The organism is Arthrobacter sp. GMC3 (genome assembly GCF_002929305.1).
In the GTDB taxonomy this organism is placed as follows: domain Bacteria; phylum Actinomycetota; class Actinomycetes; order Actinomycetales; family Micrococcaceae; genus Specibacter.
Genome location: NZ_PJIO01000014.1, coordinates 37,063 through 51,708, shown reverse-complemented (window position 1 = coordinate 51,708; position 14,646 = coordinate 37,063). Strand labels below are relative to the sequence as shown.

Here is a 14,646-nt window from a genome sequence, read left to right as displayed (position 1 = left end):
CCCACGATGCCATCATTTGCAGCCACAAATAATGCAAACCCGCTCCGGGACAGTCGCGATCGGCGACTGTCCCGGGTTGCGGGCCCGTCTTCCCTTGTACTTTTTGGCGTGACAGGAGACCTCTCACGCAAGAAACTCATGCCTGCCGTGTATGACTTGGCCAACCGCGGCCTGTTGCCTCCCAGCTTTGCGTTGGTTGGTTTTGCCCGCCGCGAATGGGATAACCAGGACTTTGCTGCCCAGGTCAAGGCCTCGGTCCAGGAACACTGCCGGACACCTTTTGATGAGGCCGTCTGGAACCAGCTCAGCGAAGGCATCCGCTTTGTCCAGGGCGAGTTTGATGATCACGAGGCCTTTGAACGCCTCAAGACCACACTGAACGAGCTCGACGTCCAACGCGGCACACAGGGGAACCACGCGTTCTACCTGTCCATTCCGCCGAAAGCGTTCGAGCAGGTTTGCCGCCAGCTCTCGGATCACGGCCTGGCCCAAAGCACGGGCACGGACTGGCGACGGGTTGTCATTGAGAAGCCGTTTGGCCACAATCTGGAATCTGCCAGGGCCCTGAACGACATTGTTGAATCGGTGTTCGACCCGGATTCGGTGTTCCGCATTGACCACTACCTGGGCAAGGAAACCGTCCAGAATATCCTGGCCCTGCGGTTCGCCAACCAGTTCTTCGAACCCCTGTGGAACGCCAACTACGTTGACCACGTCCAGATCACCATGGCCGAGGATATTGGTACCGGCGGGCGCGCCGGCTACTACGACGGCGTGGGTGCTGCCCGCGACGTCATCCAGAACCACCTTTTGCAGCTTTTGGCTCTCACGGCCATGGAGGAGCCCATCTCCTTCAACGCCCAGGATTTGCGCGCCGAAAAGGAAAAGGTGCTGGCAGCCGTCAAACTTCCGGCGGATCTTTCCACCCACTCGGCACGCGGCCAGTTTGCTGGTGGCTGGCAGGGTGGCGAACAGGTACTGGGTTACCTGGACGAAGAGGGAATCCCCGCGGATTCAACCACGGAGACCTTTGCCGCCATCCGGCTGGATATCAACACCCGGCGTTGGTCGGGCGTGCCTTTCTACCTGCGCGCAGGGAAGAGGCTGGGCCGCCGTGTCACCGAGATCGCCGTCGTTTTCAAGCGCGCCCCCAACTTGCTGTTCACCGACCATGCCGAGGACGACTTCGGTCAGAATGCCGTGGTCATCCGGGTCCAGCCCGATGAGGGTGTCACCATTCGCTTTGGCTCCAAGGTGCCCGGTACACAGATGGAGGTCCGCGACGTCACCATGGACTTCGGCTACGGTCACGCCTTTACGGAATCAAGCCCGGAGGCCTATGAGCGTCTGATCCTTGACGTGCTGCTGGGTGAACCCCCGCTGTTCCCTCGTCACCAAGAGGTGGAACTGTCGTGGAAGATCCTGGACCCGTTCGAGGAGTTCTGGGCGGAGCAGGGTATCCAGCCCGAAAGCTATGAACCCGGCAGCTGGGGCCCGGCGTCGGCCGATGAACTGTTGAAGCGAGACGGAAGGACGTGGCGTCGACCGTGATAGTTGACCTCCCCGATACAACAACATCCAAGATCACCAAGCAGATTGTGAAGTTGCGCGAACAGGGCGGCGTGGTTGCCCTGGGTCGCGTCTTGACACTGGTTGTCATCACGGCGGACGGGCTGGAGGAGGACGCCATTACGGCAGCCAACCTGGCCAGCCGTGAGCATCCTTGCCGGATCATTGTCCTGGCCTCGGGCTCACCCGATGAGCCCACCCGTCTCGACGGCGAAATCCGTGTGGGTGGTGACGCGGGAGCCTCCGAGGTCATCGTGTTGCGCGGGTACGGCGAACTGTCAGCGGAGAACGAGTCGGTAGTCTCTGCCCTGCTGTTGCCAGATGCGCCCATCGTGGCGTGGTGGCCCAATAGCGCTCCGGCGTCGGCCAGTCAGAGCCCTGTGGGGCGCATCGCCCATCGCAGGATCACCGATTCGGCGAACTCTTCCGATCCCCGGGCCGCCTTGACCCACATTGCCGGCACCTACGCGGCAGGCGATACGGACCTGGCTTGGACGCGCCTGACAAACTGGCGCATCCAGCTGGCAGCGGCCTTGGACCAATTCGATCCCAGCGATCCCATCACGGGGCTGCAGGTAGAAGGCGCCAGCGACTCCCCCAGCACCTTGCTGCTGGCGTCCTGGTTGCACCGCGCCTTGAATGTTCCCATCACGGTGACGGAGGATCCGCAGGGAACGGGCATCCGCCGCGTAGTTTTGGAACGTGCCACGGGTAGCATTGAGCTGTTCCGTCCCGGGAATTCCGAGGCCATTTTGACCCAGCCGGGTCAGCCGGTGCAGCAGCTTTCGCTGCCGCGGCGTTCCTTGCAGGATTGCCTGGCCGAAGAGTTGCGTAGGCTTGATCCCGATGAGGTCTTCGGTGAGGTTGTCACCGTGGGCATGACCAAGCTGTTGGCAGAGGAAAAGGTAGTCCAAGCATGAGCTCTAACGTACGCATTACGGTGCACCCCAGCTTTGACGTCCTTGCCGCCACCACGGCTGCCCGGCTGATTACTCGCCTGCTTGATGTGCAGAGCGAACGCGGCGAGGCCACGGTGGTGTTGACCGGCGGCAGCGTTGGCATCGCCACTCTGAAGGCCATCGCCGAGTCCCCGGCCCGGCTTTCGGTTGACTGGGCCAAGGTTAATTTCTGGTTTGGCGATGACAGGTTTGTTGCCGCTGACTCCGCTGACAGGAATGTTGGCCAGGCCCGCACGGCCCTGCTGGACTCCATTGACGTGGACCCCACCCGGGTTCACGTCATGGCGGCTTCGGATGAGGTGGGCGATCTGGATGCCGCCGTCGCCGATTACGCAGCGCAGCTGGCGGACGCCGCCCGCCGGGAGTGGGAGAACGACGACGACGCCTCCACCTCCCATGACGCCACGGTTCCGCGGTTTGACGTGTTGTTGCTGGGTCTGGGCCCGGACGCGCACATTGCCTCGCTGTTCCCGGACATGGCGGGCATCCGCACCCAGGGAGCAACAGTGGTGGGTGTCACCAACTCCCCCAAACCGCCGCCGTCGCGCGTGTCTCTGACTCTGGAAACTATCAACACGGCCCAGGAAATCTGGATCGTTGCCGCCGGCGCCGACAAGGCCGCGGCGGTTGGCCTGGGCCTGGCTGGTGCCAACCCCGTGCAGGTGCCCGCCTCGGGTGCCCGCGGAGTCAACAAGACTCTCTGGTTGATCGATCAGGACGCGGCAGCGAAAGTTCCCGAGCAGCTCATGCGCCGCGAACACTGACGCCGACTGGTTGTAAACAAAAAGGTCCCGTCCGGATGATTCCGGACGGGACCTTTTTGTTGCTACGGCTTCGTGCTCGCTACGTTGCGTAGGACATGATCAGGCCGAGGCTGATGATGACAACGCCCCAGGTGATGCCCAAGATAACCGTGAAGCGGTTCAGGTTGCGCTCGGCAACGCCTGAGGAGCCAAGGTTGGAGCTCATGCCACCACCGAACATATCTGACAATCCGCCACCGCGGCCCTTGTGGAGCAAGATCAAGAGGGTCAGCAGCAAACTGGTGACACCCAGCAGGATCTGCAGGGCAATTTGTAATGCTTCCACGATTGGCCTTTCAGCATGGGACAAAAAGTTCTAAGAAAAAGTTAAGCCGGATCGGATCATCCCGCACAGGTGGCAGGCGTGATCCGCACCCTAGTCTATCCGTGTCCACCCGCCCAAGGCGAATAGACACGAGTTCACTTGGTGACGAGGTGGCTTTCAAAACGGGCGATGTTGGCGAACTCTCCGGCATCCAGGCTTGCGCCGCCCACGAGCACACCATCAACGTCGCGCTCGGCCATGATGGCGGCAACGTTGTTGGCCTTGACCGATCCGCCGTAGAGCAGGCGGGTCTTGGCGGCCGTTTCGGCGTCGAACAGTTCGGCGAGCTCGGCACGGATGGCCGCGCAAAGTTCCTGCGCATCCTCGGGCCCGGCAACTTCGCCGGTGCCGATGGCCCAAACGGGCTCGTAGGCGATGACCAACTGTGCAGCCTGCTTGGCGCTCAGTCCGGCGACGCCGGCACGAACCTGTGCAAGGGTGTGCTCCACGTGGGTGCCGGCCTTACGAATTTCGAGGCCTTCGCCTGCGCATAGGACGGGTGTGAGCTCATTGCGGAAGGCCGCCTTGACCTTGGCGTTGAGCAGTTCATCGCTCTCGCCGTGGATTTCGCGGCGTTCGCTGTGGCCCACCAGCACGTAGGTGCAGCCGAGCTTGTTCAAGAAGGCGCCGGAGATGTCTCCGGTGTAGGCGCCGGAGTCCTTGTCGGAGAGGTCCTGACCACCGTAGCTGAGCTTGAGTTTGTCGCCCTGAACCAAAGTCTGGACGCCACGGATGTCGGTGAACGGAGGGAAGACGGAAACCTCAACGCGGCTGAAGTCGTGGCGGGCGTCCGAAAGGGTCCACGCCAGTTTCTGCAGCAAGGTGATGCCCTGGACGTGGTCCATGTTCATCTTCCAGTTGCCGGCAATCAGCGGTGTGCGGTCAAATTTACCGTTGGTTGAAGTCGTCATCGCTCTCTCGTTCCTTGCATAGCTAAAGTAAAACTCTTAAAAACAATTGCGCCGGATGGCGCGAGAAGAGGCGGCGGCGGGATAGCCCGCCACCGCCTCTTTGTCTAACGCTCCAGGGCGCTCAATCCGGGAAGTTCCTTGCCTTCAAGGAACTCCAGGCTTGCTCCACCACCGGTGGAGATGTGCCCAAAGTCGGAGTCGGCGAACCCGAGGGTGCGCACGGCTGCGGCTGAATCTCCGCCACCAACAACGGTGAAGCCACCGTTGGCACTGGCATCACGCAAGGCGCCCGCCACTGCACGGGTACCCTCGGCGAAGGCTGCGAACTCGAACACGCCCATGGGCCCGTTCCAGAACACTGTCTTTGCCTCGGCGATGGCAGCGGCGAAGGCCGCACCGGAAACCGTGCCGATGTCCAGGCCCAAGCCGTTGGCACCGAACGAACTTGATTCGATGGCATCGGCGGGAACCGTTTCATGGGCTGCATCGGCGGCAAAACCAGCGGCAACCACAATGTCGGTCGGCAACACAAAGGTGGTGCCAACCGCGGCCGCACGGGCCAGATAGTCCTTGACTACGGGGATCTGGTCAACTTCCAACAGTGAGGCGCCAACCTTGTGGCCCTGTGCTGCGAGGAAGGTGAACAGCATGCCGCCGCCAACCAGAATGGTGTCGGCCTTGCCCAGCAGGTTCTCGATGACAGCCAGCTTGTCCGAGACCTTGGACCCACCCAGAACCACCACGTAGGGGCGCTCCGTGTCGGTGGTCAGCTTGCGCAGAACTTCCAACTCGGTGCGTACCAGATCGCCCTGGTAGGAGGGCAAGAGCTTGGCAATGTCGAAGACGCTGGCGTGCTTGCGGTGAACGGCACCAAAGGCGTCGTCAACGTAGGCGCCGTTGTCACCCGTCAGGGCTGCCAACTCGGCAGCAAATGCTGCACGGTCGGCGTCGACCTTTGAGGTTTCGCGGGCATCAAAGCGCACATTCTCAAGCACCAGGACGGAGCCGTCAGCCAAGGCAGCGGCAGCGGACTGCGCGCTGGGACCAGTGGTGTCGGCGGCCAAGGTGGCGTTGAGCTCGGGAGCTAACTCTGCCAATCGGGCAACAGCGGGAGCCAAGGAGTACTTGGCCTCCGGGGCACCCTTGGGGCGGCCAAGGTGAGCGGTCAGCAGGACCTTGGCACCGGCGTCGGCCAGTGCTTTAACCCCGGGCAAGGAAGCCCTGATGCGGCCGTCATCGGTGACGCGAGAGCCGTCAAGCGGCACGTTCAAATCGCAACGGATAAGAACGTACCGCCCACGGACACCTTCATCGATGAGTTCGCTGAGGGTGTGAAGTGTCATTGCTGGCCCTTAGAGCTTCGAGGCTACGAGCTTGGTCAAGTCGACCAGGCGGTTGGAGTAGCCCCACTCGTTGTCGTACCAGGAAACAACCTTGACCTGGTTGCCGATGACCTTGGTCAGGCCCGAGTCGAAGATCGAGGAGGACGGGTCCCCAACGATGTCAGAGGACACAATCGGGTCCTCGGTGTACGTCAGGTAGCCAGCCAGCTTGCCTTCGGCAGCGGCAGCCTTGTAGGCGGCGTTGACTTCTTCAACGGTGACCTCGCGGCTGACGGTAGCCGTCAGGTCGGTTGCGGAGCCCGTGGGGACGGGTACGCGGATGGCGTAGCCATCGAGCTTGCCCTTGAGCTCCGGCAGAACCAGGCCAATTGCCTTGGCCGCACCGGTAGAGGTGGGGACCATGTTGATGGCTGCGGCGCGTGCACGGCGCAGGTCGCTGTGCGGGCCGTCCTGGAGGTTCTGGTCGGCGGTGTAGGCGTGGATGGTGGTCATCAGGCCACGCTCCAGGCCGAAGTTGTCGTTCAGGACCTTGGCCAGCGGGCCCAGGCAGTTGGTGGTGCAAGAAGCGTTGGAGATGATGTGGTGCGAGGCCGGCTCGTACAGCTCGTCGTTGACACCCATGACAATGGTGATGTCCTCGTCGGAGGCCGGTGCGGAGATCAGGACCTTCTTGGCGCCTGCATCGATGTGCTTCTGCGCGGCAGCTGCCTTGGTGAAGAAACCGGTGGATTCGATGACAATGTCAACGCCCAGCTCGCCCCAGGGGAGGTTGGCGGGATCGCGCTCGGCCAGGACGGTGATGGTCTTGCCATCAACTACCAGGTGGCCGTCAACGACGTCGACGGAAACAGACAGGCGTCCGCCTACGGAGTCGTACTTGAGCAGGTGGGCCAGGGCCTCGGGGCTGGTGAGGTCGTTGACTGCAACAATCTCAATGTCGGCGCCCTGAGCCAATGCGGCGCGGAAGTAGTTGCGGCCAATGCGGCCGAACCCGTTAATACCAATACGAGTAGTCACTTATTCTCTCCTTGGTGCTCTTGCGAACACGCGTAGTCAGGTTGAAGGGTTAGTTTCAACCGTTGATTCCCGCACGACGTTGGGCAGAGATTTTTAATGAGCGAATTCTTAGGGCTTTTCGGCCTTGGAATCCACGTTTTTGGGTGAAGCTGCAGACGCATAAAGCGTCACTGACATCGCTGCTTCGACTTTCGTGATCCATATTACGTTCTTTGGTGCCCGCCCCGGAAATCTTCCGGGGCGGGCGTCCATATGTTGGTCACGTCACAGGACGTGGCAAACCTTCTTAGGCAGGCAGGATCAACGCGGTGGCGTGCTTGCGTGCGGCGTCAAAGCGCTTGGCGACGTCGGCCCAGTTCACAATGTTCCAGAAAGCCTTGACGTAGTCGGCCTTGACGTTGACGTAGTCAAGGTAGAAAGCGTGCTCCCACATGTCGAGCATGAGCAGCGGCGTGGTGGCCACGGGGACGTTGCCCTGCTGGTCGTAAAGCTGCTCGATGACAATGTTGCCACCGAGGCCCTCGTAGGAGAGCAGGGCCCAGCCGGAACCCTGGATACCCATGGCTGCGGCGGTGAAGTGTGCGCGGAAGGCGTCGAAGGAACCGAACGCATCGTCAATTGCCGCTGCGAGCTCGCCCTCGGGCTTGTCGCCGCCTTCGGGGGAAAGGTTGTTCCAGAAGATGGAGTGGTTGGTGTGGCCACCGAGGTGGAACGCCAAGTCCTTGGAGAACCTGTTGACATTGGCGAAGTTGTTGCTTTCGCGCGCCTCGGCGAGCTGCTCCAGCGCAGTGTTGGCGCCGGCAACGTAGGCAGCATGGTGCTTGCTGTGGTGCAGCTCCATGATGCGGGCAGAAATGTTGGGCTCCAGGGCAGCGTAGTCATAGCTAAGCTCTGGGAGTGTGTACTTGGTCACTGTTCCTCCATTGCAATTTTTCTGGTGAGCCCGGCCAGGCATTTGCACGCCCCGCCCAAGCTGCATAACTGGTTGATTGCCAGTCATGTTCTACTCTTTCACACTAGGGACGATTACTGCTCCAACATGTCAAAGGTCACGTTGGACTCCGTTCCCGGAATGCCTAGATCGCCGGCTTTTTTGTCCGCCATGGCCAGCAGGCGCCGGATGCGTCCGGCGATGGCGTCCTTGGTCAGGGGCGGGTCGGCTAGGCGGCCCAGTTCATCAAGGCTTGCCTGCTTGTGGGCTACACGCAGCTCCCCCGCATATTTGAGGTGTTCGGGGACGTCCTCGCCCAGGATTTCTAGTGCTCGGTCAACCCGGGCACCGGCCGCCACTGCGGCTTGTGCCGAGCGGCGCAGATTGGCGTCGTCGAAGTTGGCCAGGCGGTTCGCGGTAGCCCGAACCTCCTTGCGCATGCGGCGTTCCTCCCAGACCAGAAGGGTTTCGTGGGCGCCCATGCGAATCAAAAGCGCTGCAATGGTGTCGCCGTCGCGAATAACCACCCGGTCAATGCCACGGACCTCACGGGCCTTGGCGGCGATGTCGATCCTCCTGGCGGCGCCCACCAACGCAAGAGCGGCCTCGGGGCCGGGGCAGGTTACTTCTAGGGCGGAGGAGCGGCCCGGTTCGGTGAGGGAGCCGTGGGCCAGGAACGCGCCACGCCAGACGGCCTCGGCGTCGGCGGCAGAACCGTTGACCACGACGGAAGGCAGCCCCCGGACGGGGCGGCCTCGACCGTCCAGCAGCCCGGTTTGGCGGGCAAGGGCTTCCCCATCCCGAACCACTCGCACCACGTAGCGGTTGCCCCGGCGCAACCCGCCGCCGGAGACGACGATGATCTCGCTCTGGTGGCCGTAGATCTCGGCGATAGCCACGCGCAGACGCCTGGCCGTGGCCGCGGAGTCCACCTCCGCCTCAATGACGATTCGCCCGGAGATGATGTGCAATCCGCCGGCAAATCGAAGCAGCGCCGAAATCTCCGCTTTGCGCACAGAGGATTTCTTGATGTCCAGCCGAGACAATTCTTCTTTAACAGCAGCTGTCAGTGCCATGGTTCATGCCTTCACTCTCACGTACTAGTTGTCCCCGAAAATGTCTCGATATGCCGCAGCCAGCCGCAATGGGTCATGGATGGGTGTTCCGGCGGAACTTCCCACCTTACCGAACACCACCTCTGCCCCTATCATTGCGGCAGCTTCTGTGAACTCGGCAACATCAGAGATGGAGGACGGGTCGGCAAGGACCACGTCGACCCCAAACTCGGGTGCATACCGGGAGATGACGCGCAGGTGGTCGGCAGCGTTCATGCCTGTTGCCTCAAGGTCGTTGACGTCAAGGTTCATGGTCACCAGGCGCTTGGCCGTGGTGGTGCACAGGGCGGTCCGCAGCTCGGGCAGCAACAGGTGCGGTAGCACCGAGGTGTACCAGGAGCCGGGGCCCAACACCACCCAGTCAGCGGCGTGGATGGCTTCCAGCGCCTCCGCACAAGCGGGAGCGTCCTCGGGAACCAGGCGGACGTTGTCCACTTCGCCGGCTTTCGCCAACCGGGCCTGGCCACTGATGGTGTAGCCGGCCGGAAGGCTGCCGTGGGCGGAGGCTTTAACCTGTCCTTCAATGGTCAGCGGGACACTTGCCATGGGCAGCACTTCCCCGCGGGCGCCCAGAAGTGCACCTGCCCAGCGCAGGCCGGCCACCGTGTCTCCGAGTAGCTCCCACAGGGTCACGATCAGCAAGTTGCCCAGCGCATGGTTGTCCAGGGATCCCGTGACGCCCTCGCGTGAGGTGAACCGGTGTTGCATAACATCCCGCCAGGTGCGGCCCCAGTCCGTGTCATCGCATAGGGCGGACAGGGCCATGCGGAGGTCTCCGGGCGGAAGCACGCCCAGCTCATCCCGCAGACGTCCGGAGGAGCCGCCGTCGTCGGCCACAGTGACAACAGCAGTGAGATTGCTCGTCAAAAGCCGCAGCGCTGACAGTGAAGCGGCCAGGCCGTGCCCGCCGCCCAGGGCAGTGACCTTGACCCCTGATTCGAAGGCGGGCAGGCGCCCACCGGCAGGGATGATCGGCAGAATTCCGGTATACATGCCTATTCCCGGCCCAGGTCGCGGTGCCGGATGCTGGTGGTGACTCGCGGCAGCTGGCTCAGGCGCTTAGCCAATTCGATGGCCACAGCCACGGAGCGGTGCTTGCCTCCCGTGCAACCGATGGCGATGGTGGCGTAGTGCTTGTTCTCGCGGCGGTAGCCGGCCAGGACCGGCTCCAGTGCGTACACGAAGCGGTCAACGAAGTCTGCGGCCCCATTGTCCTTGAGCACAAAGTCACTGACGGCGGCATCCTGGCCTGTCAAAGGCCGCAGGGCAGGGATCCAGTGGGGGTTGGGGATAAACCGGACATCGGCAACGTAGTTGGCATCCACGGGCAGACCGTATTTGAAGCCAAAACTCATGACCGTCAAGCTCAGGACCACCGGGCCCGTCTCCGAGAACAGCTCGGTGACGGCGGAGGCAAGTTCGTGGACGTTAAGCCCGGAGGTATCCAGAACCATCTCGGCCTGAGCCTTCATCTCCGCCAGCAGTACCCGTTCGGCACCGATCCCGTCCAGGATGCGCCCACCCTCTTGCAGGGGGTGTGGGCGGCGTCCTTGTTCGAAGCGGCGCACCAGGGTGTCGTCGCTGGCGTCCAGGAACAGTACCCGGAAGCTGACACCGGCGGCAGAAAGGGCGTTCAAAGACTCACGGATGTCGGCAAAAAGTGCCTTGCCGCGAACATCGACGACGACGGCGAGCTTGGGCAGGGCGGCCGGCATCCGTGACACAAGCTCCGCCAAGGTGCCAAGCATTTGAGGGGGGAGGTTCTCGATGACGTACCAGCCGTGGTCCTCCAGGGCGTTGGCTGCCGTGCTGCGCCCGGCTCCCGACATGCCGGTGACAACCAGCAGTTCAGCCTCCACCGGCTTCACGGCCGTCAGGCCATCGTCAGTGGCCGCGGGCGTCTGGTCCTGCTCCGTCATTGCGCATCCTTTGAACTTTGTTGCATCGAGAACTTTTTGGCCGTGGTCGTGGGACAGCGGGTAGTTGCCTTGCCCGCCTAGCCACTATAAGACTACCGAATTCAAAGCCGGAATTTTTGGGCTAGTCCAGGATCTCCCCGGTTGTCATATTCACTGCCGGGACAGGCTCGGCGCCTTCGGCTCCGCTGCGCAACGTCTCATGAATGGACTGGGCCAGGACAGGGCCTATGCCCTTCACCTGTGTCAGTTCCTCCACGGTGGCGGCCCGCACCTTCTTCATGGAGCCCATTTGGTCCAGGAGTGCCTTTTGCTTTGTGGCTCCCAGACCGGGAACAGTGTCCAGCACCGACGCCGTCATAGCCTTTCCGCGCTTGGCGCGGTGGAAGGTGATGGCGAAGCGGTGGGCCTCGTCACGGATGCGTTGGAGCAGGTACAGGCCCTCCGAGGACCGTGGCAAGATCACGGGGAAATCACTCTCCGGCACCCAGACCTCCTCCAAACGCTTGGCCAGCCCGATGACGGCCACGTCATTAATTCCCAGATCGGCAAGGGCCCGTGACGCCGCGTTCACCTGGGGCACGCCACCGTCGACCACCACAAGGTTCGGCGGGTAGGCGAATTTTGAGGTGGGCGTGTCGGCGGCTTCGTTTCCGTCTCCCGCAGTTGCCACTTCCCCACTGGCCGCCACTGCCTTGGCCCGCGACTCTTTTTCATTCAGATAGTTCCGGAACCGGCGGGTGATGACGTCGTACATGGAGGCGGTGTCATCAATGGCTGCCTCACCTGTAATGGCAAACTTGCGGTATTCGCTCTTTTTGGTCAGCCCGTCTTCGACCACCACCATGGAAGCCACCACATTGGTGCCCTGTACGTGCGAGATGTCGTAGCATTCGATCCGCAGCAGGGGCATGGGCAGATCCAGCGCCTCCTGGAGTTCCTGCAGCGCCAGCGAGCGGGTGGTTAGATCCCCTGCCCGCCGCGATTTGTGCAGCGCCATTGCCTGGTGGGCGTTCGCCTGCACGGTGTCCATCAGGGCTGCCTTCTCACCCCTCTGGGGCACCTTGATGGAGACTTTGCCCTGGCGCAATTCGCCCAGCCACTGGGCCAGGTATTCGTGGTTGGCGGGAAGTTCTGGCACCAGGATCTGGCGTGGAATGGCGTCCTGCTGCTGGTCCTCACCACCGTAAACCTGTTGCATCAAGTGTTCCCACAGTTCGGCGTCGGAGGCGTCCTCCACCTTCTCCACCACCCAGCCTCGCTGGCCACGGATGCGACCTCCCCGCACATAGAACACCTGGACGGCCGCTTCCAGATCGTCCTGTTCCACCGCAAAGATGTCGGCGTTCGTGTCCTCGGTGAGCACTACGGCGTTGCGTTCGAAGACCTTGCGCAGGGCAATAATGTCATCACGCAGCCTGGCCGCCTGCTCATAGTCGAGCTCGGATACGGCGTCGGCCATCTTCTTTTCCAGGGTCTTGATAAACCGGGTGGCCTCGCCGCCCATGAAGTCACAGAAGTCCTGTGCCAGGGCCTTGTGTTCCTCGACGCTAACGCGGCCAACACACGGTGCGGCGCATTTATCGATGTAGCCCAGCAGGCAGGGCCTGCCGCTGCGTTCGGCACGGCGCAGCACACCCACGCTGCAACTACGCACCGGAAACACCCTCAGCAAGGTGTCCATAGTTTCCCGGATGGCACCGGCGGTATAGGGGCCAAAGTATTTGGTGCCCTTCCGCCGCTCACCACGCATGACCTGGACACGGGGGAACTTCTCACTCATCGACACGGCCAAGTACGGGTACGTTTTGTCGTCCCTGAAGGCAAGGTTGTAGCGCGGGGCGAACTCCTTGATCCACGTGTACTCAAGTTGCAGGGCTTCGAGTTCACTGCCCACAATGGTCCACTGCACGCTGGCCGCATGGTGCACCATGGCATGGGTTTTGGGCAGCAGTGTGGCCGGGTTCGCAAAGTATGAGTTCAGACGCGAACGAAGGTTTTTGGCCTTGCCCACGTAAATAATGCGCCCATGCTCATCGCGGAAACGATATACGCCGGGGTTGGTCGGAATTTCGCCCGGCTTCGGCCGGTAACTTGCTGGATCTGCCACATGCCCATTCTGTCACTCCGCGGGCCCGGTCATGGTTCGCGCCTTGGCGAGGGGCGGGCATTTCCTCGGCGACTATCCGCCTGACGGCCGCGGGCGGCCTTACAGTCTCCTTTACGTCGCCTCCGGAAACACCGGCCCCTCGCCATCGTTCCATAATGCTCGCAGTTGCCACAGCCGCCGACGAAGGCCCTGGTGAGACGTGGTGATTATTCGACGGCGGGGCTTTGATTGTATTTGGCGCTGCGTTCCTGCCCGGTCAATGCGGCGATGGCATCCATGATGGTGTCCGTGACATGGCGGCGGGCGGGCAGGGAGTGGTCCGGGCCCGTTTTCTCAAAGTAGAGGGGCTCACCGAATCGCAGGGTGAAGTGCGCCGGTTTAAAGCCCTTCTTGCCGGCGGGTTGGAGTTTCTCTGTGCCAATGAGGCCCACGGGGACCACTGGCGCGCCGGTGGTCAGGGCGAGCCAGCCCACACCGGTCCGGCCCCTGTAGAGAATTCCGTCGCGGGAGCGGGTCCCCTCCGGGTAGATGCCCACGGCGTCACCGCTGCCGAGGATTTCCAGGAGAGTTTTGAGCGCCTGAACACTGGCGGCCTGCTCGCCGCGTTCCACGGGGATGGAGTGTACTGACTCAAAGAAGGACTTCATGAGCTTGCCCTTGAGTCCCTTGCCGGTGAAGTATTCGGCCTTGGCAAAGAAGGAAACAGGCCGGGGTGTCAATGCCTGCACAATCACGGAGTCGAAAAACGACAGGTGGTTGGGCGCGATGATGAACGGACCGTCCGTTGGTACGTTTTCCAGGCCCTCAACGGTGGGGCGGCACAACGTTGAAATGGTGCCCTTGGTGAGCACCCGGGTCAGGTCATAGAGCGCCATGGACATCCTCCGCACCCTGAGCCAACGTTGCAGCAGCCAGCATCGATGCCAGTTCGCTCGTGGACTGCACGACGGCGGCAACCCCTGCCGCTTCCAGCTCACCCTCCGGGGCAAAACCCCAGGCAACACCAATGCAGTCGAGCCCGTTGGCCCGGGCCCCGTTCACGTCCTGGTGCCTGTCCCCCACCATGACGGCTGAACCGGCAGGAACAGCGAGATCCTCCAACGCTGCGGCGATGATTTCTGACTTGCCCTGCCGGTACCCCGGGTCACCGGGCATGAGAGTCTCGTCGGGGTTGGAACCACAAATAATGTCAAAGTGGCCAGCGATTCCGTGGTGCGCCAGAAGTGTCTTGGCCAACGGCTCAGGCTTTTGCGTGGCCACGGCCAGCGCGATGCCCGCCGCACGTAGCTCGACCAAGACGTCCTTGATTCCTGGATACAGCACAGACATGCCCATGCCCGTGCTGGCATACCAGCTACGGTAGACGGCAATCACGTCCGGAACCTGATCCAGGTGGACTCCCGCATGGCTGACAAGGGCGTCGGCCAACTTGGGCCCAATCATTGCCGCAAGGACGTCGGGGCCAGGCACGGGCAGGCCCATGACCGTCAGAGCATGCTCAATGCCGCCGGTGATGCCCCCGGCGGGGTCAACGAGGGTGCCATCTAAGTCAAAGAGGACAGCCTTGAGCAATCTGTTCAGGGCAATGGGGGGCGCGGCAATAGTCACGTCCATAGTTTCTCACGAGCTGCCGCAGCCAGCGTGCAT

General features: G+C 62.2%; 14 protein-coding genes. 3 read left to right on the top strand and 11 right to left on the bottom strand.

Annotated elements, in window-relative coordinates; translation table 11 throughout:
* Nucleotides 1-6 precede the first annotated feature (6 nt).
* Genes zwf through pgl form a run of 3 tightly spaced genes read left to right on the top strand, consistent with a single transcriptional unit; the run spans nucleotide 7 to nucleotide 3,292 of the window.
* On the top strand, nucleotides 7-1,551 hold the full coding sequence (gene zwf, locus CXQ94_RS18100) for a glucose-6-phosphate dehydrogenase (protein ID WP_104091990.1): 1,545 nt from the start codon (nucleotides 7-9) through the stop codon (nucleotides 1,549-1,551).
* Complete coding sequence (locus tag CXQ94_RS18095; RefSeq protein ID WP_104092027.1) at nucleotides 1,548-2,489, top strand: glucose-6-phosphate dehydrogenase assembly protein OpcA; 942 nt, start codon at nucleotides 1,548-1,550, stop codon at nucleotides 2,487-2,489. The genes zwf and CXQ94_RS18095 overlap by 4 nt, the downstream gene beginning before the upstream one ends.
* Nucleotides 2,486-3,292 (top strand): 6-phosphogluconolactonase, encoded by an 807-nt coding sequence (pgl, locus tag CXQ94_RS18090; RefSeq protein ID WP_104091989.1) that lies wholly within the window; start codon nucleotides 2,486-2,488, stop codon nucleotides 3,290-3,292. The genes CXQ94_RS18095 and pgl overlap by 4 nt, the downstream gene beginning before the upstream one ends.
* Nucleotides 3,293-3,371: 79 nt before the next feature.
* On the opposite strand, the gene secG is transcribed toward pgl, so the two are convergent.
* The 11 genes from secG to CXQ94_RS18035 form a co-directional block, all read right to left on the bottom strand.
* Nucleotides 3,372-3,617, bottom strand: coding sequence for a preprotein translocase subunit SecG (secG, locus tag CXQ94_RS18085; RefSeq protein WP_104091988.1), 246 nt, complete (start codon nucleotides 3,615-3,617; stop codon nucleotides 3,372-3,374).
* A gap of 134 nt (nucleotides 3,618-3,751) precedes the next feature.
* Nucleotides 3,752-4,567 carry a triose-phosphate isomerase gene (gene tpiA, locus CXQ94_RS18080; RefSeq protein ID WP_104091987.1) on the bottom strand — a complete coding sequence of 272 codons (816 nt, stop codon included), beginning with the start codon at nucleotides 4,565-4,567 and terminating at the stop codon, nucleotides 3,752-3,754.
* 104 nt (nucleotides 4,568-4,671) lie between these two features.
* Entirely contained in the window at nucleotides 4,672-5,910 is a 1,239-nt protein-coding gene (pgk, locus tag CXQ94_RS18075) for a phosphoglycerate kinase (RefSeq protein ID WP_104091986.1), read from the bottom strand.
* A 9-nt stretch (nucleotides 5,911-5,919) separates the two neighbouring features.
* Complete coding sequence (gene gap / locus CXQ94_RS18070; protein ID WP_104091985.1) at nucleotides 5,920-6,927, bottom strand: type I glyceraldehyde-3-phosphate dehydrogenase; 1,008 nt, start codon at nucleotides 6,925-6,927, stop codon at nucleotides 5,920-5,922.
* A 286-nt stretch (nucleotides 6,928-7,213) separates the two neighbouring features.
* Nucleotides 7,214-7,840: a superoxide dismutase gene (locus CXQ94_RS18065; RefSeq protein WP_104091984.1), complete on the bottom strand. Its 627-nt coding sequence runs from the start codon at nucleotides 7,838-7,840 to the stop codon at nucleotides 7,214-7,216.
* Between the two features lie 113 nt (nucleotides 7,841-7,953).
* Nucleotides 7,954-8,934: a DNA-binding protein WhiA gene (whiA, locus tag CXQ94_RS18060; protein ID WP_104091983.1), complete on the bottom strand. Its 981-nt coding sequence runs from the start codon at nucleotides 8,932-8,934 to the stop codon at nucleotides 7,954-7,956.
* Nucleotides 8,935-8,958: 24 nt separating this feature from the next.
* Complete coding sequence (gene yvcK, locus CXQ94_RS18055; protein WP_181034298.1) at nucleotides 8,959-9,972, bottom strand: uridine diphosphate-N-acetylglucosamine-binding protein YvcK; 1,014 nt, start codon at nucleotides 9,970-9,972, stop codon at nucleotides 8,959-8,961.
* Nucleotides 9,969-10,892: an RNase adapter RapZ gene (gene rapZ, locus CXQ94_RS18050; RefSeq protein ID WP_104091981.1), complete on the bottom strand. Its 924-nt coding sequence runs from the start codon at nucleotides 10,890-10,892 to the stop codon at nucleotides 9,969-9,971. Before rapZ ends, yvcK begins: the two co-directional genes overlap by 4 nt.
* 121 nt (nucleotides 10,893-11,013) lie before the next feature.
* Complete coding sequence (uvrC, locus tag CXQ94_RS18045; RefSeq protein ID WP_104091980.1) at nucleotides 11,014-12,999, bottom strand: excinuclease ABC subunit UvrC; 1,986 nt, start codon at nucleotides 12,997-12,999, stop codon at nucleotides 11,014-11,016.
* A gap of 206 nt (nucleotides 13,000-13,205) precedes the next feature.
* Nucleotides 13,206-13,874, bottom strand: coding sequence for a 1-acyl-sn-glycerol-3-phosphate acyltransferase (locus CXQ94_RS18040; protein ID WP_104091979.1), 669 nt, complete (start codon nucleotides 13,872-13,874; stop codon nucleotides 13,206-13,208).
* On the bottom strand, nucleotides 13,861-14,607 hold the full coding sequence (locus tag CXQ94_RS18035) for an HAD hydrolase-like protein (RefSeq protein ID WP_258067204.1): 747 nt from the start codon (nucleotides 14,605-14,607) through the stop codon (nucleotides 13,861-13,863). The genes CXQ94_RS18040 and CXQ94_RS18035 overlap by 14 nt, the downstream gene beginning before the upstream one ends.
* Nucleotides 14,608-14,646: the final 39 nt, after the last annotated feature.

Excerpts from the sequence above, each read along its gene's own strand:
- zwf (WP_104091990.1), top strand. The coding sequence starts at position 7 with ATGCCATCATTTGCAGCCACAAATAATGCAAACCCGCTCCGGGACAGT.
- pgl (WP_104091989.1), top strand. The coding sequence starts at position 2,486 with ATGAGCTCTAACGTACGCATTACGGTGCACCCCAGCTTTGACGTCCTT.
- tpiA (WP_104091987.1), bottom strand. The coding sequence starts at position 4,567 with ATGACGACTTCAACCAACGGTAAATTTGACCGCACACCGCTGATTGCC.
- pgk (WP_104091986.1), bottom strand. The coding sequence starts at position 5,910 with ATGACACTTCACACCCTCAGCGAACTCATCGATGAAGGTGTCCGTGGG.
- whiA (WP_104091983.1), bottom strand. The coding sequence starts at position 8,934 with ATGGCACTGACAGCTGCTGTTAAAGAAGAATTGTCTCGGCTGGACATC.
- rapZ (WP_104091981.1), bottom strand. The coding sequence starts at position 10,892 with ATGACGGAGCAGGACCAGACGCCCGCGGCCACTGACGATGGCCTGACG.
- CXQ94_RS18040 (WP_104091979.1), bottom strand. The coding sequence starts at position 13,874 with ATGGCGCTCTATGACCTGACCCGGGTGCTCACCAAGGGCACCATTTCA.